Here is a 26,945-nt window from a genome sequence, read left to right on the forward strand (position 1 = left end):
TATTAATGACGGGTCAAATCTACCGAAGTGCTGTTGATGTCTTCTTTTAGCGTTGCTTTGAGCATCATGTAACCGGCGATACCAGAAACAATTGACCCCATGATAATACCTAAGCGATCGTCAAATAATGGTGTCGCGCCGCCAAAGGCCAGACCACCGATAAACAAACTCATGGTAAAGCCAACGCCGCAAAGCAACGAAGCACCATAAATTTGCTTATAATTCATGCCCTTTGGCATGGTTGAGATACCGAGCTTGAAGATCAACCAGCACATCGCCATGATACCCAATTGCTTACCAATAAATAGACCGGCGGCAATCCCCAGCGGTACAGAGTGAAACAGCTCTGCAAACCCTGCGCCTTTGAGCGAGATGCCTGAGTTGGCAAAGGCAAATAGTGGCAAGATACCAAAAGCCACGGTGTTGTGTAGGTCGTGCTCAAGCTCTTCTAGCGGCGAGTGCTCAGGGTCAGTGCGATCAAACATAGGAATAAATAACGCCAACACCACGCCCGCTAATGTCGCATGGATACCCGACTTGAGGACGGCTATCCACATGATGACGCCGATGAGTAGGTAGGGGGTGATACTGGTCACGTTGCGCCGGTTTAGCAAATACAAAAATGGCAAGCATAGCCCTGCAAAGGCCAATGACTCAAGGGATAGTTCGCTGGTATAAAACAAGGCAATGATCAAAATCGCGCCGATATCATCAAAAATAGCAATCGATACCAAAAATACTTTTAATGAGTTTGGGACGCGATTGCCCAAAAGACTTAAGATGCCGAGGGCAAAAGCGATATCTGTGGCGGCAGGAATGGCCCAACCTTTCCAAAACTCAGGCTCATTATAGTTAAAAAGCAAGTAGACAATAGCAGGCATAATCATGCCGCCCAATGCCGCGCCAGCTGGTAAGATAATTTGTTTGACGTTCGAGAGCTCGCCGATGAGTACTTCACGCTTGAGCTCAAGACCGACTAAGAAAAAGAACACTGCCATCAGACCATCGTTGATCCAATGATGGGCGTCTTTTGCAATCTCAAAGCTGCCGATTTGAATGGCAACGGGCGCGTGGATAAAAGACTCATACCAAGTGCTTAGAGGGGAGTTGGCAATGATCATTGCCGCGATAGCTGCCAGCGCTAAGACAATGCCGCCTGCTGCCTCAAATTCAAAAAATGCCTTAATCCTTCGTATTGCCATATTATCCTCATTTCCTAAATACAAATTACTAAAAACGAATTGCCAAACAATTCAATAACCTCAAATATCGATGCGGCCGCTTAGCGCGCCATACAAACAGACAGCAACAGTTTCTCATACTCTGATTCATATAGACAACAAAATACGTCAACCCAAAGTCATAAGCACGTCTTGCTATATCCACAATAGCGATATTATAACGATGATAACACTGGTAAATATAGTGATAAGTCGTTACTGACTATCCAGCGCGCGTCACTATCTTTAGCCTATCTAGATGACTATCGATTGAATCGAGGGCAGGCCTTAGACAAATCTAGCAGACTTTTTTACGTTTTTGGCTTTTTTTTACGTTTTTATCTTTATAATGAGCGTCACTCTACAGTGCCACTTATGGGTATAAATGTGTCAGCAGGTCAGTGTATCCGCTGATAGATAACGGTACAGGCAGCCTCAATATCGAGGCTGATTTTTCTTATCAATTTTGCAGGTCAGCGTCATGGACTTATCCCTCTCTATCGAGATTATTTTAATGCTGGCGGCGGTTGCGGCGCTGGCAGGTTTTATCGATGCTATCGCAGGTGGCGGTGGCTTATTGACTATCCCAGCCATGCTACTGGCGAATATTCCGCCAGTGCTCACGCTAGGTACCAATAAGCTACAAGCGGCTTCAGGCGCATTGGCTGCGTCCATCACCATGATTAGAAAAGGGGTCGTCAAGCCTCAACGTATCAAAGTCGCCATTATTGCGGCTTTTATCGGTTCGGTTATTGGGACTATCGCCGTACAGATGTCACCGCCTGACTTGCTCGAAAAGCTCATTCCTTTCTTAATTGCCGCGATCGGTATCTATACCTTGTTTGCACCTAGGCTTGGCGAAGTAGAAGCGGCACCGCGCATCTCAGAAGGCAAATGGCAAAAAGTCGTTGCACCCTTAATTGGTTTTTACGATGGTTATATCGGTCCGGGTACGGGGATGTTTTTTGCTTTAGGAAATGTGGCGCTGCGTGGTCGTCAAATTATTGAAGCAACGGGCGCGGCAAAGGTGCTAAATTTATCTACCAATATTGGCTCGCTTATTTTCTTTATCTTGGGCGGCAATGTCTTGTGGAAAGTAGGGCTGGCAATGATGGTTGGGCAGACGATTGGCGCTTATTTTGGCTCGCATATGGTCGTTAAAGGCGGCAGTAAGCTGATTCGTCCAATGATTGTGTTGGTCTGCTTAGCCATGGTAACCAAATACGTACTTGGCTAGTTTCCTTGATGTAAACATGCTTTAGACTATACCAAAAAAAACCTCAGCCAATTTGACTGAGGTTTTTTATTTGAATAAGCATTCAAATTTTATAGAGTCGGTTCAATCTGATGTAGATACAAGGAAGGTGGGTGAAAGTACTACAAGTAGTAGACTAAGCGAGCCTGACACCGTATCCAATTGTTATGAGATTGACTATGGTTAATTATGGTTAGCGACGATCGACGTCATCGTATTCACTACCCATAATGCCATCGCTAAAGACATTTGAGAACTCGCGCTCGTTGTCTTCATCGATATGACCATCAAACACGTCTTTGGCACCCGCATCAGGATCGTTATAAATTGCAACGTCCATTTTGTTTTCTGACTTTGCTACAATAGCGGTCACTGCTGCATCACCGCCGACGTTCACTGCGGTACGAAGCATATCAAGAATACGATCCACGCCTAAGATAAGACCAATACCTTCGATAGGTAAGCCCACCTGAGCAAATACCATGGACAGCATAATCAAGCCAACACCCGGTACGCCAGCCGTACCGATCGAGGCCAATACTGACATTAAGATAACTGTCAGATATTCGGTCACACCCAAATCAATACCATAAATATTGGCAATGAAAATGGTCGCCGTTCCTTGCATGATAGCCGTACCATCCATGTTGATGGTAGCGCCAAAAGGAACGGTAAACGACGCGACAGAGTTATTAACCCCCATACGCTTGGTCACAGTACGTAAGGTAATCGGAATCGTCGCATTCGAGCTTGAGGTACTAAACGCAAAAATCTGAACTTCGCGCATTTTTGCCAAAAAGGTTTTGACCGATAAGCCTGAAAATAACTTGAGGACAATCATCATGGTAATAAAGAAATGGAAAGCCAGTGAGCCAACCAATACCGCAACGTAACCAAGCAATGACCAAATTAAGTCTAAGCCGAGCTCAGCCATGGCTTTGGTCAATAGCGCAAAGACACCATATGGTGCAAGATTCATAATGATAGTCACCATCTTCAAGATGACTTCGTTGATCAATTCTAAACTTTTTACCAACCCTTTAGCAGGCTTACCAACCATTAAGATACTAATACCGATTAGGACGGCAAAAAAGATGATGGATAGCATATCGCCATTTGCCATCGCACTGATGGGGTTAGATGGGATAATATTGGAGAATACATCAAGCAGAGGTGGCGCAGAGGCTGCTTCAAATTCTGCTGCGGTCTCGACATTCATGCCTTTACCAATGCCAAATACGATACCCAGCCCAATGGCTGTCGCAATGGCTAATGCTGTCGTCATCATATAGATCATAAAGGTTTTGGTACCAATACGACCCAGCAAACGGATGTCACCAATCCCGCAAACTCCGCAAATCAGTGAGATTAACACCAAAGGTACAACCAACATTTTGAGCGAGTTCACGAACAGTTTACCGATAATGGCAAGGAAGCCATTGGTAATGTACGTATTAACAAAACTGCCTTCAGCGTTTAGCCCTGAATAGTTTATAAATAAACCCAGTACGATACCGAGTATCATGGCAACAATAATCTTGCCCGTTAGTCCCATATTTTTCCACATAACCTCTATCCTTTTATATGCAACGCTCAGTAGTCAGTACGGCAATAAATCAATACATTTATGATTGTTGTCTCAACGCCTGATATTGTTACGTCTATATTAATTTGTTACTTGGTGTCAGACTTTTTGACAATATAAAATAATTGTTAAGGGTACTGCAAGATTTTTTTATGATTTAAATAACGTGACATTAGCGATTTTTTCCGTTCCATTTATTCTTTTGTGCTCAAAAAGACGCAAAGTTAAGAAGATTTGTATGGATTTTTATGAATATAATTGGCCATTATTTGAGGTAAAAAAAGCGAGACCGTCTGAAGTAGACAGTCTCGCTTTTTTAAGTGATATGGTTGATTTAAATAGCAATTTAACGTTCAAGGTTAAGTGAGATTAGTAGGTATAAGCCATACTGATTATAAATAGTTGCTTGTCAGTATTTTTAAGTGACGTTTAGCGCCCATTAGTTTCTTTGGGCCTTAGTTTTTTTCAACCTTAGTCTTTTTAAACATAAGCCCCTTTAAACATAAGCCCCTTTAAACATAAGCCTCTTTGATTACCATTTAAGCTTTATCGTTTTCATCACGACGGAGACCATCTTGCCATTTACTGTCCTTGGCTTCCTCGGCTCTTTCGGCTATTGTCTCGGTCGAGGTTAAGTCTGAATGATTAGGCAAATCAGAGTCTGCTTTATCAAGGCTATGATTGTAGCTCATACGCTGATTCAGAGTCGACTCGGCGTCACGATAACGAGGATCTAGCGCTTCTGCCTCTGGATTAGACTCATCAAAATCCGCTTGCCCGCGTATTTCTTCGACAGTATTTTGCTCATCTACCATTTTTACATCGCCATCACTTTCATAGCCGTGATCAGGATTGGCATCGCCCGTTTGCTCTTGAGTATCCGCCGCTGCAACCGTATTATTGGTCGCTGTGCCATTTCTTGCTTGGGCATCATTTTTTAGTTGCGCATAATCAGTCAGCTTGTGCACAGCATTTTCTAAGCTATGAGGGTTTTCACGCTCTTGTGCTACCTCAAGATGCTCATCGAACACATCTGTCAATAATGAATCGAAGCGTAGACCATTATATCTAATCAGTTGCTCCGCTTCTTCTTCAGTGATATCACCGCTTTGACTAGCATTGACCACATGATCTTCGAACGTCAAGCCTTCGAAGCTGTCTTTATGCTCCGCTTTTTTGAACTTCTGCCACAATGGTTCGACTTCAAGTAGCGTCTGATAAGCGTGCTCCATACGACCGCTGACATCATCAGGTAAGGTATTATAATAGACCATGGTTTTGAGGTAATCACGGAACGGGTTGGCTTCATGATCATCCATAAAGACATCACCCAGTTTGGTTTTTAACTCATCGCTCGCTGGGGTAAAGATACGACCACTTGGGAATGTCACAAAGCTCACAACACCAGCCGCCATACGATTCGGGAAGTTGGCAAAGAAAGAAACAAAGGCTTCTTGAATGGTATAGAGGCTATTCTGTAGCGCGACCTCGGCATGTAAACGTTCGGCTTCTGATTTGCTGCCATGCTCATAAAACTGCAAGATAGCCGTCGCAATGAATAAATGACCATGAATATCTGCCAAACGGCCAGAGAGCATCTCTTTGCGCTTCAAGTCACCTGCCAATAATCCTAATGCCATATCTGCTGTTAAGGCAAAGCTGGCACTTAAGCGGTTGATATGTTTGTAATAAGGGCGAGTAAAGTCATCGACAAAGCTTGGCGCATCGTTGCTACCACCGACATAACCTGCGATAAAGGCTTTTGCCCCGCGATTAAAGGTATAGCCTAAATGTTTAAAGAACAACGTATCAAATTCTTTGAGCGCCGATTCTTTGTCTTCGCTCTGTAGAAGTTGTAATTCGTCAAATAGATACGGGTGACAACGCATAGCCCCTTGACCAAATATCATCAATGAACGCGTCAATATGTTCGCGCCTTCTACGGTAATAGATACCGGAATGGACTGATAAGGAATGGCCAAAAAGTTACGTGGACCCATCTGCACAGCACGCCCACCAACGACATCCATACCATCGTTGACCACACTACGCATGGTTTCTGTCGCATAGTATTTTGCCATCGCAGTCATTACTGATGGCGTACCACCTTGGTTAAGACCACAGGTAACTAAGTGGCGAAAGGCTTCTAGCATATAAGTATTACTGGCCATACGACTGGTAGCGTCTTGCACGCCTTCAAATTTACCGACTGAGATTTTGAACTGTTCACGAACCTTGGCAAACGCGCCAACAGACAGATAAGTCATCTCACTGGCTGAGGTAGATAACGCTGGTAAGGAGATACCGCGGCCCACACCCAAACATTCCATCAGCATGCGCCAACCGCGTCCAGCATTTTCAACGCCACCGATGATGTAATCCAATGGGATAAAGACGTCTGTACCGTCGACAGTACCATTCATAAATGGCGAGCCGATGGGGTTGTGACGAGGTCCTGTGATGACCCCTTCGTGGCTGGCAGGAACCAACGCACAAGTAATGCCATAATCGGTCTTATTGGGGTCGCCCAGCAGACCTTCAGGATCGTGCATTTTGAAGGCCAAGCCAACCACGGTAGCGATAGGGGCCAAGGTAATCCAACGCTTAGAAAAATTCATACGCAGACCGAGCATTTGCTCGCCTTCGTGAGTTCCGTAGCACACCACACCAGTATCAGGGATCGCGCCAGCATCAGAACCTGCTTCGGGGCCAGTCAGACCAAAACAAGGCACTTCTTCGCCTTTGGCTAAACCGGGTAACCAACGCTGTTTTTGCGCGTCCGTACCATAATGCATTAGCAGCTCACCAGGGCCGAGCGAGTTCGGGACCATACAGGTCACAGCAGCGGTCGGCGAACGTGAGGCGATTTTACTCATCACCCGACTTTGTGCATAAGAGGTAAATTCAAGACCTCCGTACTCTTTCGGAATGATTAATCCTAAGAAACCGTTTTCTTTAATGAATTTCCATGCTTTAGGAGACAGCTCTTTATCATCATGATGGATTTTCCATTCATCAATCATGGCGCACAGCGTCTCTACCTCATTATCGATAAAGCTTTGTTCTTCTGCAGAGAGCTGTGGATAGGGATAATTGGCAAAGGTATCCCAGTTCGGTGCACCCATAAACAGCTCTTTTTCCCACCAGCTAGTACCAGCATCTAGGGCTTCACGTTCCGTATCACTCATGCTAGGCATGGCACCCGCAAGTGCCTTGTAAACAGGCTTGGTCAGCAGTGACTGACGCAGAGGCGCGACAAGCAGCACCAGACACAATAGCAATATCGGTATGCCCAAAATGAGCGACCATGGACTGATAATAGCGGTCACGACCACAGCAATAATGGCGACTATACTACCAGTGACGCGCGATAAAGACAGCAAAAATATGGCCAAAACCGTGGCTAACTGTATGATTACTGCCAAAATAAATAAGCCAACTGCCATGACTGTCTCCTTGGTAAAACCTAACTGGAAAATGGGGTAAAACTCAGAAAAAAATTATATTGAGAAAGCATCTTATTTAAGATCAGGGGTTTAAATCAATTAACGGGAAATCAAAACCCTTTTAAAACAAACAATGTCATTAATTATATAACCATGCTATTAAAAACTAAAAACCTATTGGTAAACAAACTTATAAACGTCTATCACAACATCATTTCGACTCAAAGCACTGTTCTTGAGTCAAAAAAAAGTAGGATAAAACAAGCATTGCTGACCATTAGAAATATACGTTTGATGCTCTACAAAAACTAATGAATCAAAATATAAATAACTGAGCGAAAGTTAGCTACCAATATGAAATAGTTAATGATAACTATCAATAGCGAAAATGCTATTCTGTGTCGATAATATGTATCAACTACTAGGGCGTGTCCTCAATTCAAGCGATTGTATCTACATGGGCTAAAAATGGCTAAATTTTGCCAAACATCGTCAAATTGCTGATTAATATCCCGATATTATTTGCGCTATTTTCCTCGTTTGAGGGCAATTTATCTCATTTTTATGACCATTTTTAAAATGAGGACACGCCCTAGATATATCGTCAATAAACCAGCGCTATAAATGGTTTAACACAACTGGAGCTCCATTCTCAAAGCATTACGGTGTTAATCTCGCTTGAATGATGGCGTATAAATCTTTACTCGCCTTTTTTGTACCTGAATTATCTTGAACCGACTATAGAACTAATTATATTTTCGACTAACCGAACGGCGCTAAGCAGCTTTCGGCATAAGATAATGTTTCATTACGTCCAACGATGATGTGGTCTACCAAGGATAAATCTATCAAATCACAGGCTTTTTTTAGCTCGTAGGTCAATAGGTTATCTGCCGTTGAAGGAGTCGCATCAGTATGCGGATGATTGTGCGCGACGATTAATTGACCAGCGGCGTGACTCAACGCGTGACGGAGTACGTGCTTGATACAGACCGAGCACGACGAGATGCCACCAGTAAACAGTATTTCAAAGTTTAGCAGATTTAGCGCATTGTCTAAGCAAAGGACGGCAAAGACTTCACGATGCTCACCGCGCAATTGGGTGCTGATATAGTCCTTGACGACTTGTGAGCGCCCAAGCGCTTGCCCTGTCTTTAGCTTACTGTCTAAATAACGCGTACCCATCTCAAGCGACGCCAGTATCTGTGCGTACTTGGCAGGACCGATACCATGACAAGCAAGCACGGTCTGTGCCGGCGCTGCCAATAGCTCGGCAAGACTACCGAACTCATCGATCAAATGACGCGCCAGCTCGATTGCCGACTGCGACTGGGTGCCAGTGCGTAAGAATATCGCTAATATTTCAGCATCCGTTAAGTGAGCGGCGCCAAATTTCAGCAGTTTTTCTCGAGGTCGATCATCTTCATGCCAGTCTTTAATCGCCATTGTCACTCCTTAATGGGGGATGAATGCTAGATATATGATATAAATGCGGAAAACCTTACCCAACTTATCTCATAATTGTTACTATAAGCGCAATTTTATCTTTCAACTTTTTTATTGATGCCACGCTTATGTCCAATATTGTGCTCGCTATCACTGGCGGTATCGCCGCTTATAAATCCGCTATCTTTGCCCGTCTGCTCATCAAGGCAGGCTTTGATGTGCGTGTCATTATGACCACAGGCGCACAGGCCTTTATCACACCGCTGACGCTGCAGGCTTTGACAGGTAATGAGGTGCATACCTCTTTGCTGGATGAGCAAGCCGAGGCGGGGATGGGTCATATTGAATTGGCCAAATGGGCGGACTTAATCGTCATTGCGCCAGCGTCTGCCAATACACTGGCGCGTCTGGCAATGGGCATGGCAGATGATCTGTTGACGACCGTGTGCCTAGCAACGACGGCACCAGTCATTATTGCTCCAGCGATGAACCAGCAAATGTGGGCGCATCCAGCGGTGAATCTGAACGTCCAAACCTTAAGTGATATGAATTACCAAATTATACAGCCCGCCAGTGGTGAACAAGCCTGCGGTGATGTGGGGGCAGGGCGATTGCCTGAACCTGAGCAGCTATTGGCAGAAGTATTATTATTTAATGCCATGCAAACCACGCCGCAATTATTGGCAGGTAAAAGAGTGGTGATTACTGCTGGACCAACTGTCGAAGCGATTGATCCGGTACGCTATTTGTCCAATCACTCTACCGGTAAAATGGGTTTTGCTTTAGCGCGTGCTTGCGTGGCCGCTGGTGCAGACGTGGTTTTGATTGCGGGTGGTAAAGTAGCACTGCCCACACCGCTTAATGTCACCCGTATTGATGTGTTGTCCGCGCAAGAGATGCTGATTGTCGCACAGCAATGTGTGGAAGGTACGCATAGTGCGCTACAGTATATCTCTAAAGATGAGCATGAGCATTCACACGAACACTCACACGAAGATCATCATGCTCATCACCACGGTGACTGTGATTGCGGCGATGAGCACGATGTTGATGCTATGGTTACCAATGATAGCGTGAGAGTCGCAGATGTCTTTATTTCGACGGCGGCGGTCGCTGATTATCGTACTGAAGAGGCTGCCCCGCAAAAGATTAAAAAAACCCAAGGTGCCATGACGCTGAGCTTGGTCAAAAATCCTGATATTTTAGCAACCATTTCGCTTGCCCATCCAGAGCTGTTTGTCGTCGGCTTTGCGGCAGAAACGCAAGATGTCGAGCGCTATGCTCGCGGTAAACTGATATCTAAAGATCTAGATTTGATTGCTTGTAATGACGTGTCGCGTGCAGATATTGGTTTTGCCAGTGATGACAATGCGATGCAAGTGTTTTTCTCTGAGCGCTATAAGAATGAAGCAGTAACGCTAGAGAAAGCAAGCAAAGATAAAATAGCTGAGCAGTTGGCCAGTATTATTGGTAAAGCTATCTGGCAGCGTCACAATGCACAAGACACGCCCTAGTTATGCTTTCGCTAATGTCGCTATTAGACACTAAATACTGATGGCAAATATGATAGATAGCGATAGCACCCAGACGTTATTGCTGATTGTGATTTTTGCGCTGGCATCATTGCTGCACGGGATTAGCGGTCTGGGTGTGACCTTGGTGACCACCACTGCGCTTGCCAGCATCTATCCGTTGCCACACGCCATTGTATTGGTGATATTCCCGTCATTATTGCTTAATGCAATGACTTGGCTGGCGGGTGGTGGTCGCACTATTTGGCAAAACTTTATCTATTACGGCAGGCGTTATTGGCTGCTCGCTTTAACTAGCCTGCTCGGTAGTATTTTGGGCGCGAAGCTCTTGCTATGGGTCGATAGCGCTTATATTTTATTGGTATTGGCGGCTGTCATTGGCTTTTATGTGATCAGTGCGCTACTCGGTAAGCAAATTCGGCTACCTGCTACCAAGCCTGTGCTGATTATCGTTGGACTGAGTGCTGGTATCATTGGCGGCGCGACCAATGCAATGTCGACCATATTGATGATGTATTTACTGTCTGCCAGCGATGATAAAAACACCGTCGCCAAAGTCGGCAACATGTGCTATTTCTTAGGAAAAATCGCCCAAATCATTGTATTGCGTGAGCCTATCATGGCGCTGAGTAGTGGTGAATGGCAGCTGATTACTTTGCTGAGTGTTTTATCTATTGTCGCCCTTTTAGTTGGTATCCGCTTACGTCGTTATTTACCACAAGCACGTTTTCGTCAGCTTATTTTATTAATTTTGACCGTACTTGGGCTGCGCGTGGGTTGGCAAGGAGTTACGGCATTTTTATCAATCTAAGCAGTTTGCGGTGTTAGTTAAGTTTTAGATTTTAGGTCAAAGGTATGCTTGGCATGTCGTCACTCATATTTGCGCTGGTGATTTAACGATTAAAAAAATTCAGTAAGATGGTAGCGACGATGCTAATCACTATCATGGTAACGACCGGAAAATACACGCGTGTATTGCCTGATTTGTATTTAATATCTCCTGGCATGTTGCCTATCCACGAAAACGCACTGGGAAACACCAGCCAAATGATTCCGATAACAATGAACACAGTGCCTATACCAATCAATATTTTTGCCAAATAAAACCTCGCTAACTTTCTGACGTTTTTTCATTTTGTCTTAAGCATCGATATGCGACAAAGTCACTATTTAAACCGCCTTACCAAAATAAAGCTGCTGCGCCACTCGAAAAGTATTACAGTGCGCTTCAACCACATCTTCAATATCTTCTGAATAGCCACCACCCATGACGATGGCAACGGGGATGTTGGCGGCTTTTGCTTGGCGTAACACATATTCATCACGCGCCTTACAACCTTCTATCGTCAGTCCAAGTTTTCCCAACTTATCGGTCGCCAGTACATCGACAGCAGACTGATAAAAGATCATATCTGGTGCAACGTCGCTAATTAAGCGCGGTAGCGTGTCCTCTAATATCTGTAAATACTCAGCATCACCAGTATCGTTGGCAAGTTCAATATCTAGGTCAGATAGTTCTTTGCGAAATGGATAGTTCTTGGCGCCATGCATACTAAACACAAAAACCCGTGGCTCATTTGCCATAATACTAGCATTGCCATTGCCCTGATGGACGTCTAAATCGACCACCAAAATCTTTTGCGCCTGTCCACGATTTAATAATAAATTACTCGCGATACAAACATCATTAAACACGCAAAAGCCCTCGCCATGATCAGCAAACGCATGGTGCGTACCACCGGCAACATTCATCGCGACGCCATATTTTTGCGCATAAAGCGCACATTCATAAGTTGCATAGGCAATATGACGACCACGATCGACTAACGCTTCGGTCATCTCAAAGCCAATAGGGCGTGCTTCCTTACGCGGCAAGGTTTGGGTCTTAAGTTTATACCAATAGTCTGCCGTATGAGTGGTCAAAATCTCCTCTTCGCTCAAGCGCGCAGGCGCAAAGAAACTATCGGTACTGATAGTGCCTTCAGCCAATAAGCGCTCAGGAATCATCGTATATTTTTGCATGGGAAAACGACGCTTGTCAGGTACGGAATAACGAAAGACGTCGGAGTAAGCAATTTTTAGCATAATGTTTAAGTGTGTCGGTATTTAAGAGGTGATAAGGTGTTTTTAGAAGGTTTTTTATTAAGCGTGATAAAGGGGTAGAAAATAGACGAATGACTGATTTATATTTTGCTAAACTCTTTAAGTTAAAAGGCTTTTTTAAGTTAATAGACTTTCTAAATTAAAGGGCTTTTGTAAGTTAAGAGATTTTCTTAAATAAACTATTTTTTAACTTAAGCATCTTTATTGGACAAACTGAGTCGGCAAAAAGAAGGTGCGTGAGTCGGATTGTTGACGCAGCTCTGTTAATAACGTTTGCATATCTTCAGCGGGATATTGGTTATTGAGTAAATCACTAAACAGCTCATTCGCTACCGTGGTCATGGCAATGACACTTTGTAGTAAATGCTCGATGATTTCGTCATTAATACCAATAGTTTCGACATCGATGGCATGCTTGTAGCGTATCTCGCCATCGTTGATATCCATTTCTAGATTGCCAATCAGCATGTCATAATTGATTTGAGTAATCAGTAACATCGCTGCACTTTGATGACTCTCTGGTATCAAAAATGGCAAAATTCCATAGACCGCTAGCAGCTTGTTTTTCTCTTGCACCCGAAATAGGTAGCCACAGTTCAGTTGTTTATGCCGCATTCTTAAGGATAAGTGATGCAATTGCTGACTGTCACTGCTTCTGGGTCGATAATAGGTATATTGCCACTGATTATTACTAAAGTACTGTTTTAGACAGTCGACGATGGACGTTTCATTGGTTTCTTGCTGCGATGCTTGCAAATTCGCTTGAGCTTGCGAGCGCTCGCTATCATGATTATTATCACGGTGACTGGTCAAACTGCCAGTAGAGTCAGCCGTATTTGCCTCATCGCTATTACGAGTATTGGCGCTCGAGATTCCTGCCTGCATCATATCAAGATCAATATCATCGTCAGCCGCTGCTGCCTGTGTTGGCATTTTTGCGCCATGGATAATAGACTGCGGTGCTGAAGCATTCAGTAGCCGTTTGAGTTTTTGCCACAAGCTGAGTTTATTACGTTGACTCATAGGTATTGTGTTGACATATAAATGGATGATATTGAAAAATGGCCGATAAGCAAAAACAGTCAGTTAGTTATTATTAAACACCAAACCCTCTTTGATAGTGGGCTGCGCATAAAATGCTTGCAACATCTCACCTATATGCGCTGCCAACCACGGACTTTCAAGCGCATCGTATACGATGGGCAGTAGGGCACTACTAAATTGCGTCATGGCTTGCTCATCTATATATAAACTCGCGGCCACCGTTGCCATGCTATCGCCATGATGGTTGGCATACCACGTATCGATACTGGCTGACACGAGGCTGTGCAGATAAGGCGACATACGCAGACGGTTGTAGCTCTGTTGAATACTGGCTTCAATATGATCGATACTACTATTGCCAGGCTCATCAGTTAAATAATTTTGCAGTTGGCTAATGGGCTGATCTTTGATTCTTGCCCAACCGCTTACTAGCAACCGAGCGACTTCGTCATTTGATAAGTGCTCTTGGGCATTGGCTTCTGCACGACGTGCTAAGTCTTTAATATTACGGTGCAAATACGTTTGCAGTTTTTCATCAAGGTTTCTATTGGTCGCCTTTTCAAAAGAGCTGCGCCCAAATTTCATCAGTTTACCAGCAGCGCCTGCTTTATCCAGCGTGGTTTCCATAAAGTCGTTGATCGCGTGATAGAGCGTTTGCGTCAGCAAATCTGCAAAAGTCTCGTTGCCGACTAGCGTATGAATCAAAACATTACGCTGCTGCTCATGGCTACCCACATAATCGGCTAAGGTCTGCACTTGAGTGTCATCTACCAGCTCAGACAACGGCACATTGTCATTGACCGGATGATAAATAATCGTATGCAAGATATCGCGAATATCTTTACGTATCACATCCGTCATCGGTTGGTTCAGGAGCCAGTCGTTGATCAGATGTTGCAAATCATCGGCGCTGACATATTTATTCAATGGCTGGGCAGCAAACCACTGCCAAGCCTCAATGCTTAGCGGTTCTGCTTGCGTGCGTAACCATTGCTGCATAAACGCAACTTGCGCGTCGACTAAGCTGTCTATTGTTAGCGCTGGCGTATCTAAGTTTTGGCTATCTTTTGAAGTCTGCATAGGTTTTGAGGTCATAGTTATCGACAATTTGTTATACTGTGTGGTTGGGGTAAGCATAAAGTATTATGCCACGAACATGATATTTGTTGGTGATGAATATTGACTGCTGCTTGATAAATAATAAGAGGTTTGAATGACAGCTCTGAATATCGCCTTACTTACGCTTGATGAGCTGACCGTTCAGCGCGGTGAAGTCCCTCTATGTGAAGGCGTTGCGCTCGATTTACCTGCGGGCAGTATTTGTCACTTGATTGGTGCTAATGGCACAGGCAAAACGACGCTACTGATGCAGCTGGCTGGATTATTACCAGTGTTGGAAGGTCAAGTTTACTATCAAGGAACAGCCAGTTTACCGGTTCAGCCTTTATATGTGTCGCATCAGTTGGGCATACATCCAAATCTGACGGTCACGCAAAATCTGACTTTTTTGCTGAATTTATACGGCATTAGCCCAAGTGTTGCTGATATTGATGACGCTTTAGCTTGGGTTGGACTGCAAGGCTTTGAGACGATTAGCTCAAGCCATTTATCTGCTGGACAAACCCGCCGTATCACCCTTGCACGGCTTTACTTGTTGACCCCTGAGGTGACACCGTTATGGCTACTTGATGAGCCTTTTACTGCTCTTGATGTCGATATGGTGGCGCGGATGGAAGACAGATTACGCGAATTTTCTAATGCTGGCGGTGGTATATTGATGACCAGTCATCAGGCTGTCGGCGTCGCCAATCAAGTGCTCGATTTGTCCGACTATATGGTTTGAATGTTGTTAGCATAAGTGTGATAAGTAGTATAAGTGTGCCAGTCATCCGTGGAAGAGCGAATAAATGATAGAAATAGACGAGCCAGTAGACAAGGTTAATACAAGCTCAAACGTTAGTGCATCGGCTGCACGCGCTATCAGCTTTAGGCAGTTATGGCGGCGCGAGTGGCACGTGAAGCAGCAAGGAGCGGTACAATGGTTGTACCCTTTGGTACTGTTTTTAGTGATTATCACCTTGTTTCCGCTAGCCGTTGGTAGCGAACCTGCGCTGTTACAGCGTCTTGGGGTCTCAGCGGTGTGGATTGCTGCTCTATTGTCACTAGTAATGGGTGTTGATGGCTTATTTAAGCCCGCTCTTGATAATGGCACACTGGCGCAATTGGTTGTTGCCAAAGCGTCGCTGCCGTTATGGGTGCTCATCCGCCTAGTCATCCATTGGATTTTTAGTAGTGGCATTGTGGCAGCGCTTAGTTTACTTGCCGTGCCTTTGTTTCAGCTTAGCTGGTTTGAGGCGTGGATATTGATGGCGTCTATTTTGACCGGCAGTCCGATGCTCTTGATGCTGTCAGCAGTGGCAAGTAGTTTGACGCTGTCATTGAAGAATGGTGCAGTGCTAGTGCCTTTGATCGCCTTACCAATGCAATTGCCGGTGTTGATTTTTGCCACAGGAGCAGTGGATTTATTTGCCACTGGTCTTAATGGCTTACCGATACTGGCATTATTATTGGCAGGTAGTATTATTTCAGTGTTGGTGATGCCATGGGTGATTGCGATGACCTTAAAAATGTCATGGCTCAATTAAACAGTAGACTTTCTGTACTATCAACACCCAGTCGTTTAAACCCAATGTATTAACAGCATGTTGAAAACTGGCAACTTTGCTATAATAGCCAGCTAACTAAGTAAACAAATCACTCGTAGATTCTATCCAGTGTTTAACGCCGGCAGGTTGACAGGTAGTCGCGCCCATGATGCGCTATATCGGTTACAACCAATACGCTGTGCCAATAGGTTTATTCCCATGCCCAACCTGAATAACATCTCATCTCCTAGCCTGTGGCAGCGCATCTGGCAGGGCTTTTTGACCACTGTGGGTACCAAGCAGTTTTTTCGCATTTTTTCGCCTTGGGTCAAGTGGCTGGCAATATTAGCCACTATTTGTCTTGTGATCGGTAGCGTCTGGGGCCTCGCTTTTGCGCCGCCTGATTACCTACAAGGTAATAGCTATCGCATTATCTTTATTCACGTACCCGCTGCCAGCATTGCCATTTCTATCTATTTTGCCTTAGCAGTGCTCGGGGTCATTTTTTTGGTTTGGAAAATTAAGACTGCCAGTCTTGTGGCGCAGGCGCTTGCTCCGCTAGGATTTTTGCTCTGTGTGATTAGCTTGATTACGGGTTCTATTTGGGCAAAACCGACGTGGGGCACTTACTGGGTTTGGGATGCGCGTTTGACCTCTATGCTCATTTTGGCATTTTTGTATGCGGGCGTCATGGCCCTGTTTGCCGCGTTTGAGCATACTGCCAATCGTGGTAAAGCTGCCGCTATTTTGTCTATTGTTGGCGCAGTAAACTTGCCTATTATTAAGTATTCGGTACAGTGGTGGAACACCTTGCATCAAGGCTCGACCTTTACTCTAACCGCCGCGCCCAAAATGTCTGCAGATATGTGGATGCCATTATTACTAATGATTGTCGGTAGTTATTTATTGGTCGCGACGTTAGCGATTTATCGTACCAATACGCTTATCTTGTATCGTGATCAAGGTAAAGCGTGGGTCAAAGAGTATCTTCGCGGGCAAGCCAAATGACGGCAACGACTGTCGCCAAAACAACTAACGGCTAGGAACCTATTATGCAGCCTTACTTTTATAGCGTATCTGAGTTCATCGCCATGGGTAAGCATGGTGTGTTTGTCTGGTCGTGCTGGGCAATTACGGTTGGCGTGATGCTGGCTTTTATTATATATAGTCGCAGGCAACGACAAGCGCTTATCAAACAACTGACCATTCAGCAGGCTCGACAAGCTCAACGTACTGCTAAAACCGCCAATCCTGCAACCAAGCAGCCGATGTAAAAATTATTTTAATATCATAACTTTAGCTAATAAAATTATACGCTTTAAATTGTAAGTATATGGCTGTATTGACGATTATAGGGCTTATTGATTTATCCGAAAAATGCTACCATATAGCTATTAGAAGAGTACGATTAGAAAGACAGTTTTAAACAGTTTTTCTAATGGTAGTTTCTCTAATATTTTCTGTTTTATAGATTTATATGGCGTTATCTATACATTGTAAAACAGCGACTCATCAATGAGGTAGTGGTATGAACGCAGTTCGTCGCAAAAAACTGATGTGGGTTATGTTCACGCTTGCAGGGGCGGCAGTGGCGGTAGTATTGGTCATTTATGCTATTGGTCAACAAACCGATTACTATTTTGATGCTACGGCGATTGCACAAGGTGAAGCGCCACAAGACAAGCGTATTCGTGCAGGCGGAATGGTCGTCGCTGGTAGTGTACAGCGTGCGCCAGATAATCCCTTAAATGTGGAGTTCGCGATTACGGATTTTGAATCAACGGTTCCGGTCACTTATCAAGGTATTTTGCCGGATTTGTTTGCTGAAAACTCAGGCGTCGTTGCCACTGGTAAAATGCAGGGTGAGACCTTTGTCGCTGGTGAGGTGTTGGCCAAGCATGATGAAAACTACATGCCACCAGAAGTTGCCAAATCAATGAAAGAAAATAATCGGAGCGTCGCAGTGCCTTCTTCTGAGCAATATAACCCTGCTGAGCCGATACATGAAACCAAAACGCTTCAACAATAGTGGTTGCAAATACCAATAAAAAAACCACCGATTTGCTCGGTGGCTTTTTTTGTTTAGTAAATTATTAATTGATTAAGTATATAACGATTTTACGTCAATCAATCGTCCCACTCAGGTGAATAATCAGGATGTTCGATTTTACGTCCATCACTACTGGCAAGTTTGCCAATTTTCTCTAGTTCCTCTGCACTCAAATGCACCTTCATTGCATCCAAGTTACCTTGTAAGTGGTCAGGATTAGACGTCTTTGGAATAGCAACGCGGTGCTTGTCTGACAGAATCCAAGCCAACGATACTTGTGCAGGCGTGATGTTATGCTTATCAGCGATTTCTTTGATAACCTCATTATCGAACACATCACCGCGTGCAAGTGGCGAATAAGCTTCAAGTAGAATATGGTGATTGTTCAAAAAAGTTTGCAAGGTTTTTTGCTTAATAAAGGGATGAAACTCAACCTGATTGACCACAATCGGCACATCTGCATATTTCTTGGCTTCAATGATATTGGCAATATTAAAATTAGAAACCCCGATATGGCGCGTCAAACCTTGCTTTTGCAACTCGCATAGTGCTGGGATTGTCTCAGATAGTGGTACGCGGTCGTCAGGCCAATGCAAGAGTAGCAGATCCACATAATCGGTATCTAAATTCTCTAATGAGCGTTTTGCTGCTGCCATGAGTTTTTCTGGCTCAAACTTCATATCATCAGGGAAAATCTTTGTGGTCAAAAAGAATTTATCACGAGCGACGCCCGATTGCTTAATACCTTGACCAACCTCGAATTCATTACCGTAAGCTTGGGCGGTATCGATATGTTCGTAGCCCATCTTAAGACCTTGGCTAACGACATCGATACAGTCTTGCCCCGTTGACTGCCAAGTGCCCAGTCCTAATACTGGAATGTTGGCTTGTCCTGCGGTACGAATATTATACTTTTTAGCATGCATATTATTATCCTTGTTATTTTTTGACTTATTAATGGCTCTTATAGTTATTAATAGAGCAGTCAATCAGAAATGCTATATTCACGATTTCTATTAAGTATCAGTCTCTATTAGATTTATCCACTATAGAAAGAAATTGCGCTAAGTGAAAGAGCCCGTGACGCTTTCCTACAAAGGGCAAACAGGCTGTAACGTCATTTTAGAGATGGTTAGGTTTTTATGGACGGAATTATTAATAAAGGAAGGTTACCTAATCTTCTGAACACTTCATTCAACTAGGAGAGGATGTGGCTATTTTTTCAGAAATCACTCATTCAAAAGACGGTCTGGCAAAAACCAATAGCACCGGACAAAATCCTCTTTCTTGGTTTATCTTTGGTCTCATGGCCAGTGTTACTTTTATCGGTATTCTCTCAGAGCTGATGCCTTCCGGTATTTTGCCGCAAATGACAGCAGGTCTTGGTATCGAACAGACCCAAGTCGGATTCTTGGTCGGTATCTATGCGCTCGCATCAGCGATTTTTGCCATTCCACTCATCAGTATGACGCTGTGGGTCAATCGAAAGATTCTCCTTATGGCTTTATTGACAGGTTTTGCTGTCTCTAATATCGTCGTCGGCCTCACTTCTTCTTATTCTCTCATCGTGGTCATGCGTATTTTGGGTGGTATCTGCGCCGGTATTATGTGGCCAATGATTGCAGCCTACGGTACTGCATTGGTGCCCGAGAATATGCAGGGTAAGGCGATTACTATTATTATGGCGGGTAACACCTTTGGCGTGAGTCTTGGGTTACCGATTATGACTTTTATTGGTACGCAAGTAGGGTGGCGCACATCGTTTATCGTGCTTGGCGTGCTTGGCGGAGTCATTGCGCTGTTAGCGATGAAGTTTTTGCCGTCGGTAAAGGGTGAAAAGCTGACGCAAAGCAATTCGCCAATAGCGGTGCTAAAAATACCTGGGGTCTGGATAGTCTTAGCCCTGACTTTCTTGGCAGTCGTTGCCCATTACAGCACCTACACCTATATTACGCTACTGGTCGAAACCATAGAGTTTGTCGGTGGTATCAGCTTAGCCCTGCTGATTTTTGGCATTGGTTCTGTCATCTCAGTCATACTATCTGCCAAGATTATTGATACGCATCTGCGCGGTTTGATCGTTAGTATGCTGGCTTGTGGTGCTATGACGATGCTGCTGTTTGTCTTCTTTGGCGGGACTAATGGGTTTGCGCATTTTGCCTTTTTACTGTGGGGCTTAGCATTCGGACCTTTGGTCACGATGTTTCAAACAGCCGTTAGCCATCAGGTCACCGAGGCAAAAGCTATCGCCACGTCAGTACAATCTAGTGTGTTTAACTTTTCAATTATGATTGCGACATGGTTGGCTGGTTTGATTTTGGTGCACCTGCCAGAGACAGGTGTTTTCGGCATTGTATATCTGTCTATTCTTTGTTTTGTTCCGGCCATTATTATTACGGTAATCTCTAAAAAAACCTTAGATACGCCTACTTTCCACTGACTATAGAATGCAGACCATAAAAAATGCCCATTACTTATAAGTAATGGGCATCTTTGTATTTATATTTCGGCTTGTTAGCGCTATTCGTTGATATGAATGAATACTCTTTAAATATCTAAAAATTTAATGACTAAGTTATCAACTATTAGTCTATCAATTACTAAGCTATCAATTACTAAGCTATCAACTATTGAGCAGCTGCTTCGGTAGTAGGTGCTGTCGTGGTAGCGACGGCCTTATCGGTAGCCGCATTTTCACCCCAAATTTTTGGGTACTTGTAACCTGGGAAGCTATCATGCGCATACTTTTTAAAGGCTTCTGAGTTATAAGCAGCCGTCACGTCTTCGACCCATTTTTTGCCTACATCTGCAGATTTAACCGCTGACCAGTTGACATAAGCAAAGCTTGGCTCTTGGAACAGCGCTTCGGTCAGTTTAATACCAGAATCAGTGGCATAGTTACCATTAATCACTGCAAAGTCGACTTCATCGCGGGCACGGGGTAACTGCGCCGCTTCCAATTCGATAATGTCGATATTATATTTACTATTATCGGCGATATCTTTCTTCGAAGCGGTTAGCGGATCGATATTATCTTTAAGCGTAATCCAACCGAGATCATCCATCATCACCAATGCACGAGCAAAGTTACTCGGGTCATTCGGTGCGGAGACACTCATTCCTTTATATACTTCCTTTAGATCGGTTTTTTTGCCTGAATAAATACCTAATGGTGCTGTTGGTACTTGAAAGACTTCGACTATATCAAGATTTTTTTCAGTTTTAAAGGTATCCAAATAAGGCTTATGCTGAAAGATATTGATATCTAAGTCACCATCAGCTAGCGCTATATTAGGACGGACATAGTCGGTAAATGTAATGAGCTCGACTTCATAGCCTTGCGCTTCTAATGAGCCTTTGACTTGATTACGAACCATATCGGCAAAGTCGCCCTCAGTGGTGCCAATAATAATCTTGCTATGATCAGGATCGATATCATTAGCAGCTGTGCCAGAAGCCGTGCCTTCAGTGATAGGGGCTTCTTTCGTTGCTTCTGGTGCTGACGAATTATTACAGCCTACTAAGACTAAACCTGATACCCCAACGGTTGCTAACGCAAGCGCTAATTGGCGGCTGATATCTGTTAATTTCATAAGTTTTCCTTGATAGTAAACAATGGTAGTAATGAATAGCAGTGACATAGTCGATAATTGATAATTGATAATCGATAAGTAGCTAGGTATGAGAGCTAGCGCTTGTCTAAGCGGGCAGCAAGTAAATTACCCAAGGCTTGAATAGCAATAACCATAATAGATAAAGCGATAACAATGAAAATAATGACTTCGTTGCGAGAGCGATAATAACCATAGCGAATGGCTAAATCACCAAGACCACCACCACCAATCATACCGGCCGCTGCTGAAAAAGATAGTAAACTAATAGCCAATATCGTTACGGACAATACCAAACCAGAACGCGATTCATTCAAGAGGACTTTAATAATCGTCAAGGGACGAGCACCCATAGATTCAGTTGCTTCAATAATGCCCTGCGGTACTTCGCGTAGATTCTGTTCTACCAAGCGCGCAAAATAAAATGAGCCTGCAATGGCCAATACTAACGAAGCAGCAATCGGTCCAATTCCAGTACCAACAATCGCCTTGGTCAGGGGAGTCATGGCGATCATCAGAATGACAAAAGGGAAAGCGCGTATAAAGTTGGTCGTGCCCCCTAATAACGCATACAGTGGTCTATTGCTTAAGAACTGCTTATCACTAGAAAGAAAAAGAAAAATGCCAAAAAAACCGCCGATAATAATGGCAGCAGTGGTAGAAATACCTAACATAATAAAAGTATCTATGGTAGCTTGCCAAACTTCTGCACGCATATCCCAAAGGCTTGCAAAAGCAGTCTCTAGAGTCAGGGGAGTTGTTGCCATTATTGTTCCTTTACACTAACCATTATGGTTTCTTAATACTAATAAATAGTGCCTTAGTCTTCGTAAACTAAACCTTTACCAATAGCGGTAACCGCTTGAATAGAACCGTCCGTAATATCTGCCACTTCGAGCAATTGCCCTTGGTGTAATAATGCTGCACGGTGGCATAGCCTGCGGATAACGCTCATCTCATGAGTCACGATGACAATAGTGACGCCGAGTTGCTCATTAATATCACGTAGACAAGTCAGCAGACTTCGCGTCGTCGCTGGATCAAGGGCGCTGGTCGGCTCATCAGCCAATAATACTTTGGGGCTGGGCGCAATCGCGCGGGCGATACCAACACGCTGTTTTTGTCCGCCCGACAGCTGCGCCGGATAGTGACCAGCGCGATCGGTTAAGTCTACAATCTCAAGACAATCCATCACTCGCTTGTGAATATCGCGACGCGGATAGCCAGAAACCATCAAGTTAAATGCGACGTTATCAAAGACGGTGCGATTGGACATGAGGTTAAATTGCTGAAAAATCATACCAATGTTGTGACGAGCGATACGCAAATCACTAGCGGACAAGGTGGTCAAATCCGTCCCATCTATCACCACTTGACCTGAATCTGGGCGTTCGAGCAAATTAATTAAGCGCAAAAGGGTCGATTTCCCAGCACCTGAATAACCCATCAAACCAAAAATCTCACCTTGTTGAACAGACAACGAGGTCGGTTCGACAGCGGTAAACCAATGCGGCTTGCCGTCTTTGTCTTTGATTGATCGGTCGCTTAAAAAACTTTTGGTCACATCGTTTAAGACAATCATGTCACTCATGGAGGGCTCAAAATTCAATAGGTTTATGATGGTTATAGGAAAATTAGACTGCAGTGTACCTATGGCAGCGCAAAATCGGATATTTGCTAGCATTAACAATGGTAATAAGGGGCAGTAATATAGCATATTATGCAATGTTTTGGATATGCACATCCGTGACTTGCTTATGACTAATGGCTATTAGCTCTAAGAAATCTGAAAAATGTAAATGGCGGGGTGCAAAGGGCGTGATTACTCAGAAGGATGACGATAAAAGAGGTACAGCTATATCTTAATTATTATTGTCGTGGTAGTTGTAATGAGGATCTTGCTTTACGGGTATAACGACCAAAAATCTGGTGTGGCCATTAATAGTATCGGTCACGATACGCCCTTGGTGAGCAGTAGCGATTTGTGAGACCAAGGATAATCCCAAACCTGAGCCTTTGTTCTTTTGCTGCAAGCGCACGAATGGACTGAATACTTCCTCGCGTTTGTCTTTAGGAATGCCTTCGCCTTCATCAATAACCGCCAGCACGGCGTATTTTGGTAACGGACGTATGGGTTCGGCTTTAGACTTTTTGATATGTTTGGTAAATAGATTCTCTTTACGCGCGGCAATCGGCGCGTCACTCTCATTTTGGGTGTTGGCTTTAACGTCGTCTTTGCTAGCAGTTTTATCCGTCGCGAGTTTATCAGTTTTTCGAGATTGACCATTGCTAGTTAGCAACGCATCGTTGGCTTTACGAGCTCCTTCGCTATTAACGGTCATTTCATTATCGTTATGAGTTTCCGCAGATTTTTGGACGTCTTCTTCGTTATCCGGCACGGCTCTCCAAATAACCTTTTTAATTTTTTCAGTCAAATCTGTGGTAAAGCTTTGGTAGTTGGGGATTAGTGATGCTTCAGGATTAATAGCAGTGGTATCGTCAGTGAGTATAGGATTTTTAGCAGTATTTTCTTTCACTTTTGCATCTTTACTAGCGTCTGTTGCTGAGGGGCTAGTTTCTAACCCCTTTATATCAGCGTTGCCCATAACATCAGTGCTTTCAGCAATGATATCAGTGACATCCGCATTTGAAGCGTCAGCTGCAGCATCGTTACTATCGAGCGCAAGGTTTTCACCATTTCGATAAATAGGCGGCGCCGGTAATATCACAACCATCTCTGCTTTTTCTTTCTCAGTATTGGTTATATGAGAGTCGTCAGAAACCTCGCCTGGTTGTGTTGATGTTTGCAGCGCTAAGTTATCGGACTCGTTTGATTCGTAATAATGCTCAAAATCCGAACGGTTATAATCAGCAAAGCTACTAGAAACCAACGTTTGCAGTAAATAATCTGGAACGGTATCGGCTTCGTCAATAGTCTGAACGCCATAAATTAGCACGGTAACGGGTGGTTTACCATGTAACATAGCATTGGTCAAAAGGTTGCGAATAAGATGGGTCAACATCGGTGCCTGACCATCGATGACGATATGCTCACCAATCAAAGTGGCTTCAGGGTAATGTTGGCGTTCTTGATTCACTAAGTCATATAAGTCCAAATGCTCGACTTGCTGCATGACATGACCGGCATCTAAGCGACTGACCAATAAGATACTTTCAACCAAGTCATTAAGCCCTGATAAATCACGGTTGATCGCTTGCGCGCGTTTGTCAAATTTCGCTTTGGTATCCATTGGCATCGCATCCGCCAGCATATCCATCATCTCGATTTGTAGACGGATACGGGTAATCGGCGTACGCAGCTCGTGAGAGGCATGCGCCAATAGCAGATTGTTGGCATTAATAAGATGCTCGATTTTTTGCGCCGCTTGGTTAAATCCGCGTGCTAACGAGGCAATTTCATCATTGCCGCGTGCATTGACCCGTACCGTAAAGTCACCGTCCCCCAGTTGGGTCATCTGTTGGCTCATCTGATTGATACGCCAAGTCATGGTGCGAGCAATTAGCCATAGAACGCCTGCCATAATCAAGAGCAGCAGTAGGGTGCCAGTAAACAAATTTAAGGCAGCGGAAAGTACGGGCTTTTTGGGCGGCAAGCGCGATTCGTACAGCAAGGTATAACCAGTGCTGCTATAGACTTGAGCTTGCTTGGTAGGGGAGGTGTCTGCAAAAGAAGGAAAAACTTGTGAAAACAAAGAAGGCGTGGGTGGCAGAACTAACGGCAAGTCACTGTTGTCAGTCTGCATGAGCAACCGACCTTCATTATCGTATAAGCCCATCTTTGCTTGTAAAGATTCATCAAAAATATCAAAGCTTTTTTTGACCACCGCCAGCATAAAGCGTGACTGTAAACGGTTGTCCTTACTAATGGCGATATTTAGCTCATGTAAGAAGGGATCGATTTGACCTAAAATTTGGGTAGCCAATACTTCTGAGCGGATACCCGCATCTTTGTCATGTACGAGCTGTGTCAATAGCACCATGGCGACCGCAAATAAGATAAGTGCCAACATGACGCTAGCAAATAACTTAGCAAATACGGAACGAAAACCCAATTGCTGCATTAAATCATCTCTATTATCAGAGGCTCATATCGATTCATATCTTGCCATTTATAGTATTTAATAAATATTTGTGTGGTTTAATAAAAACAATGGCGACTGGTTTGCCACGATAAGTGTCTCAATAAATCAAATCAGCCGCCATCATCAACTATCTAGGAATTTAGCTATTTAGGACTATACCTGATCGGTCGCGAACTGATAACCGACGCCACGTACGGTAATAATACGCTTTGGCTGACGTGGATTGTCTTCAATCAGCGCACGCAAACGCGAGATATGAACATCAATCGCGCGATCAATATTGTCCGAGCTGTCATCATTCGGCATAGCCTGCCATAACTGCTCACGATTCAATACTTTACCAGAATGGGTGGCAAAGTAGTGCAATAATTGAAACTGATGCGTCGTCAAACGCACAGGTTGCTCATCAATAGTCACTTCATGGCTATCAGGGAACACGCTGAGACGACCAAAAGTCAAGCTGTCCGATTGGCTATCTGCTTGGTTTGGCTGCTCGTGACGACGAATGACCGCGCGTATACGGGCCAAGAGCTCACGTGGCTCGAAGGGTTTTGCGATGTAGTCATCAGCACCCATTTCTAGACCCAATACACGATCGGTAGTGTCGCCTTTGGCCGTTAGCATGATAATCGGCACTTTGTTGGTCATATTATTTTTGTTGCCACGTATCTTTTGACAAACTTGCATACCATCCATATCAGGTAGCATTAAATCAAGCACGACTAAGTCAATATCGCGCTCTTTGGTATCTAATAACTCCAGACCCTCTTGACCAAGTCCTGCATGATGGACGTCATAATAATTCATGGTCAGATAATCACTAATTAACTCTGCTAGATCTGGATCATCTTCAATTAACAAAATCTGCTTACTCATGGCTTGTCCTCTAGTTGTTGTTATGGTTT

General features: G+C 44.1%; 23 protein-coding genes. 9 read left to right on the forward strand and 14 right to left on the reverse strand.

The window, feature by feature from the left end; all coding sequences use genetic code 11:
- Window positions 1–2: 2 nt before the first annotated feature.
- Window positions 3–1,202, reverse strand: a complete 1,200-nt coding sequence (gene nhaA / locus HQR03_RS00375) for a Na+/H+ antiporter NhaA (RefSeq protein ID WP_173238762.1) — start codon at window positions 1,200–1,202, stop codon at window positions 3–5.
- A gap of 499 nt (window positions 1,203–1,701) precedes the next feature.
- Here nhaA and HQR03_RS00380 point away from each other — a divergent pair, with 499 nt between their 5' ends.
- On the forward strand, window positions 1,702–2,457 hold the full coding sequence (locus HQR03_RS00380) for a TSUP family transporter (RefSeq protein WP_173238763.1): 756 nt from the start codon (window positions 1,702–1,704) through the stop codon (window positions 2,455–2,457).
- A gap of 211 nt (window positions 2,458–2,668) precedes the next feature.
- On the opposite strand, the gene HQR03_RS00385 is transcribed toward HQR03_RS00380, so the two are convergent.
- The 3 genes from HQR03_RS00385 to radC form a co-directional block, all read right to left on the reverse strand.
- The gene (locus tag HQR03_RS00385; protein ID WP_101212232.1) at window positions 2,669–4,042 is read right to left on the reverse strand and encodes a dicarboxylate/amino acid:cation symporter; all 1,374 of its coding nucleotides are present in this window, start codon (window positions 4,040–4,042) and stop codon (window positions 2,669–2,671) included.
- A gap of 557 nt (window positions 4,043–4,599) precedes the next feature.
- On the reverse strand, window positions 4,600–7,506 hold the full coding sequence (locus HQR03_RS00390; RefSeq protein ID WP_173238764.1) for an acyl-CoA dehydrogenase: 2,907 nt from the start codon (window positions 7,504–7,506) through the stop codon (window positions 4,600–4,602).
- Window positions 7,507–8,268: 762 nt separating this feature from the next.
- Window positions 8,269–8,952: a RadC family protein gene (gene radC / locus HQR03_RS00395; protein WP_025652310.1), complete on the reverse strand. Its 684-nt coding sequence runs from the start codon at window positions 8,950–8,952 to the stop codon at window positions 8,269–8,271.
- A 128-nt stretch (window positions 8,953–9,080) separates the two neighbouring features.
- Here radC and coaBC point away from each other — a divergent pair, with 128 nt between their 5' ends.
- Both coaBC and HQR03_RS00405 read left to right on the forward strand, forming a co-directional pair.
- Window positions 9,081–10,466 (forward strand): bifunctional phosphopantothenoylcysteine decarboxylase/phosphopantothenate--cysteine ligase CoaBC, encoded by a 1,386-nt coding sequence (gene coaBC, locus HQR03_RS00400; protein WP_173238765.1) that lies wholly within the window; start codon window positions 9,081–9,083, stop codon window positions 10,464–10,466.
- 40 nt (window positions 10,467–10,506) lie between these two features.
- On the forward strand, window positions 10,507–11,295 hold the full coding sequence (locus tag HQR03_RS00405; RefSeq protein ID WP_101212235.1) for a sulfite exporter TauE/SafE family protein: 789 nt from the start codon (window positions 10,507–10,509) through the stop codon (window positions 11,293–11,295).
- An 82-nt stretch (window positions 11,296–11,377) separates the two neighbouring features.
- Here the strand turns inward: HQR03_RS00405 and HQR03_RS00410 are convergent, their stop codons facing one another.
- The 4 genes from HQR03_RS00410 to HQR03_RS00425 all read right to left on the reverse strand — a co-directional run bounded on the left by HQR03_RS00410 (window position 11,378) and on the right by HQR03_RS00425 (window position 14,711).
- Entirely contained in the window at window positions 11,378–11,584 is a 207-nt protein-coding gene (locus HQR03_RS00410; protein WP_173238766.1) for a DUF2905 domain-containing protein, read from the reverse strand.
- 70 nt (window positions 11,585–11,654) lie between these two features.
- Complete coding sequence (locus HQR03_RS00415) at window positions 11,655–12,569, reverse strand: histone deacetylase family protein (protein WP_173238767.1); 915 nt, start codon at window positions 12,567–12,569, stop codon at window positions 11,655–11,657.
- A 219-nt stretch (window positions 12,570–12,788) separates the two neighbouring features.
- The gene (locus tag HQR03_RS00420; RefSeq protein ID WP_173238768.1) at window positions 12,789–13,610 is read right to left on the reverse strand and encodes a YbjN domain-containing protein; all 822 of its coding nucleotides are present in this window, start codon (window positions 13,608–13,610) and stop codon (window positions 12,789–12,791) included.
- A gap of 63 nt (window positions 13,611–13,673) precedes the next feature.
- Window positions 13,674–14,711 carry a hypothetical protein gene (locus HQR03_RS00425; RefSeq protein WP_227692006.1) on the reverse strand — a complete coding sequence of 346 codons (1,038 nt, stop codon included), beginning with the start codon at window positions 14,709–14,711 and terminating at the stop codon, window positions 13,674–13,676.
- A 133-nt stretch (window positions 14,712–14,844) separates the two neighbouring features.
- Here HQR03_RS00425 and ccmA point away from each other — a divergent pair, with 133 nt between their 5' ends.
- The 5 genes from ccmA to ccmE all read left to right on the forward strand — a co-directional run bounded on the left by ccmA (window position 14,845) and on the right by ccmE (window position 18,305).
- Window positions 14,845–15,474, forward strand: a complete 630-nt coding sequence (gene ccmA, locus HQR03_RS00430) for a heme ABC exporter ATP-binding protein CcmA (protein ID WP_173238770.1) — start codon at window positions 14,845–14,847, stop codon at window positions 15,472–15,474.
- A 64-nt stretch (window positions 15,475–15,538) separates the two neighbouring features.
- Window positions 15,539–16,276, forward strand: a complete 738-nt coding sequence (locus HQR03_RS00435; RefSeq protein ID WP_217271505.1) for a heme exporter protein CcmB — start codon at window positions 15,539–15,541, stop codon at window positions 16,274–16,276.
- A 219-nt stretch (window positions 16,277–16,495) separates the two neighbouring features.
- Entirely contained in the window at window positions 16,496–17,284 is a 789-nt protein-coding gene (ccmC, locus tag HQR03_RS00440) for a heme ABC transporter permease CcmC (RefSeq protein WP_173238771.1), read from the forward strand.
- Window positions 17,285–17,328: 44 nt separating this feature from the next.
- On the forward strand, window positions 17,329–17,550 hold the full coding sequence (gene ccmD / locus HQR03_RS00445; RefSeq protein ID WP_173238772.1) for a heme exporter protein CcmD: 222 nt from the start codon (window positions 17,329–17,331) through the stop codon (window positions 17,548–17,550).
- 254 nt (window positions 17,551–17,804) lie between these two features.
- A complete protein-coding gene (ccmE, locus tag HQR03_RS00450; protein WP_173238773.1) occupies window positions 17,805–18,305 on the forward strand; it encodes a cytochrome c maturation protein CcmE in 501 nt (166 codons plus the stop codon).
- Window positions 18,306–18,403: 98 nt separating this feature from the next.
- Here ccmE and HQR03_RS00455 read toward each other — a convergent pair whose 3' ends face one another.
- A complete protein-coding gene (locus tag HQR03_RS00455) occupies window positions 18,404–19,252 on the reverse strand; it encodes an aldo/keto reductase (protein ID WP_025652322.1) in 849 nt (282 codons plus the stop codon).
- 284 nt (window positions 19,253–19,536) lie between these two features.
- Between HQR03_RS00455 and HQR03_RS00460 the strand changes: the two genes are divergently transcribed.
- Window positions 19,537–20,766: an MFS transporter gene (locus HQR03_RS00460; RefSeq protein ID WP_336217743.1), complete on the forward strand. Its 1,230-nt coding sequence runs from the start codon at window positions 19,537–19,539 to the stop codon at window positions 20,764–20,766.
- A 187-nt stretch (window positions 20,767–20,953) separates the two neighbouring features.
- Here HQR03_RS00460 and HQR03_RS00465 read toward each other — a convergent pair whose 3' ends face one another.
- The 5 genes from HQR03_RS00465 to HQR03_RS00485 form a co-directional block, all read right to left on the reverse strand.
- Window positions 20,954–21,919 carry a MetQ/NlpA family ABC transporter substrate-binding protein gene (locus tag HQR03_RS00465; protein ID WP_173238774.1) on the reverse strand — a complete coding sequence of 322 codons (966 nt, stop codon included), beginning with the start codon at window positions 21,917–21,919 and terminating at the stop codon, window positions 20,954–20,956.
- Between the two features lie 95 nt (window positions 21,920–22,014).
- Window positions 22,015–22,704 carry a methionine ABC transporter permease gene (locus HQR03_RS00470; protein WP_173238775.1) on the reverse strand — a complete coding sequence of 230 codons (690 nt, stop codon included), beginning with the start codon at window positions 22,702–22,704 and terminating at the stop codon, window positions 22,015–22,017.
- A 53-nt stretch (window positions 22,705–22,757) separates the two neighbouring features.
- Window positions 22,758–23,528 carry a methionine ABC transporter ATP-binding protein gene (locus tag HQR03_RS00475; protein ID WP_173238776.1) on the reverse strand — a complete coding sequence of 257 codons (771 nt, stop codon included), beginning with the start codon at window positions 23,526–23,528 and terminating at the stop codon, window positions 22,758–22,760.
- 271 nt (window positions 23,529–23,799) lie between these two features.
- Entirely contained in the window at window positions 23,800–26,019 is a 2,220-nt protein-coding gene (locus HQR03_RS00480; RefSeq protein WP_173238777.1) for a HAMP domain-containing sensor histidine kinase, read from the reverse strand.
- Between the two features lie 174 nt (window positions 26,020–26,193).
- Entirely contained in the window at window positions 26,194–26,916 is a 723-nt protein-coding gene (locus tag HQR03_RS00485) for a response regulator transcription factor (RefSeq protein ID WP_025652328.1), read from the reverse strand.
- Between the last annotated feature and the right edge of the window lie 29 nt (window positions 26,917–26,945).

It is taken from the genome of Psychrobacter okhotskensis, from assembly GCF_013248965.1.
Lineage (GTDB): Bacteria > Pseudomonadota > Gammaproteobacteria > Pseudomonadales > Moraxellaceae > Psychrobacter > Psychrobacter okhotskensis.

What these genes read in the sequence shown, in the direction of transcription:
- ccmD (WP_173238772.1), top strand. Translation starts at nt 17,329, where the DNA reads ATGCAGCCTTACTTTTATAGCGTATCTGAGTTCATCGCCATGGGTAAG.
- nhaA (WP_173238762.1), bottom strand. Translation starts at nt 1,202, where the DNA reads ATGGCAATACGAAGGATTAAGGCATTTTTTGAATTTGAGGCAGCAGGC.
- HQR03_RS00475 (WP_173238776.1), bottom strand. Translation starts at nt 23,528, where the DNA reads ATGAGTGACATGATTGTCTTAAACGATGTGACCAAAAGTTTTTTAAGC.
- ccmE (WP_173238773.1), top strand. Translation starts at nt 17,805, where the DNA reads ATGAACGCAGTTCGTCGCAAAAAACTGATGTGGGTTATGTTCACGCTT.
- HQR03_RS00455 (WP_025652322.1), bottom strand. Translation starts at nt 19,252, where the DNA reads ATGCATGCTAAAAAGTATAATATTCGTACCGCAGGACAAGCCAACATT.
- radC (WP_025652310.1), bottom strand. Translation starts at nt 8,952, where the DNA reads ATGGCGATTAAAGACTGGCATGAAGATGATCGACCTCGAGAAAAACTG.
- HQR03_RS00415 (WP_173238767.1), bottom strand. Translation starts at nt 12,569, where the DNA reads ATGCTAAAAATTGCTTACTCCGACGTCTTTCGTTATTCCGTACCTGAC.
- ccmC (WP_173238771.1), top strand. Translation starts at nt 16,496, where the DNA reads ATGCCCAACCTGAATAACATCTCATCTCCTAGCCTGTGGCAGCGCATC.
- HQR03_RS00435 (WP_217271505.1), top strand. Translation starts at nt 15,539, where the DNA reads ATGATAGAAATAGACGAGCCAGTAGACAAGGTTAATACAAGCTCAAAC.
- HQR03_RS00465 (WP_173238774.1), bottom strand. Translation starts at nt 21,919, where the DNA reads ATGAAATTAACAGATATCAGCCGCCAATTAGCGCTTGCGTTAGCAACC.
- coaBC (WP_173238765.1), top strand. Translation starts at nt 9,081, where the DNA reads ATGTCCAATATTGTGCTCGCTATCACTGGCGGTATCGCCGCTTATAAA.
- ccmA (WP_173238770.1), top strand. Translation starts at nt 14,845, where the DNA reads ATGACAGCTCTGAATATCGCCTTACTTACGCTTGATGAGCTGACCGTT.
- HQR03_RS00470 (WP_173238775.1), bottom strand. Translation starts at nt 22,704, where the DNA reads ATGGCAACAACTCCCCTGACTCTAGAGACTGCTTTTGCAAGCCTTTGG.
- HQR03_RS00380 (WP_173238763.1), top strand. Translation starts at nt 1,702, where the DNA reads ATGGACTTATCCCTCTCTATCGAGATTATTTTAATGCTGGCGGCGGTT.
- HQR03_RS00480 (WP_173238777.1), bottom strand. Translation starts at nt 26,019, where the DNA reads ATGCAGCAATTGGGTTTTCGTTCCGTATTTGCTAAGTTATTTGCTAGC.
- HQR03_RS00485 (WP_025652328.1), bottom strand. Translation starts at nt 26,916, where the DNA reads ATGAGTAAGCAGATTTTGTTAATTGAAGATGATCCAGATCTAGCAGAG.
- HQR03_RS00405 (WP_101212235.1), top strand. Translation starts at nt 10,507, where the DNA reads ATGGCAAATATGATAGATAGCGATAGCACCCAGACGTTATTGCTGATT.
- HQR03_RS00420 (WP_173238768.1), bottom strand. Translation starts at nt 13,610, where the DNA reads ATGAGTCAACGTAATAAACTCAGCTTGTGGCAAAAACTCAAACGGCTA.
- HQR03_RS00390 (WP_173238764.1), bottom strand. Translation starts at nt 7,506, where the DNA reads ATGGCAGTTGGCTTATTTATTTTGGCAGTAATCATACAGTTAGCCACG.
- HQR03_RS00385 (WP_101212232.1), bottom strand. Translation starts at nt 4,042, where the DNA reads ATGTGGAAAAATATGGGACTAACGGGCAAGATTATTGTTGCCATGATA.
- HQR03_RS00425 (WP_227692006.1), bottom strand. Translation starts at nt 14,711, where the DNA reads ATGCAGACTTCAAAAGATAGCCAAAACTTAGATACGCCAGCGCTAACA.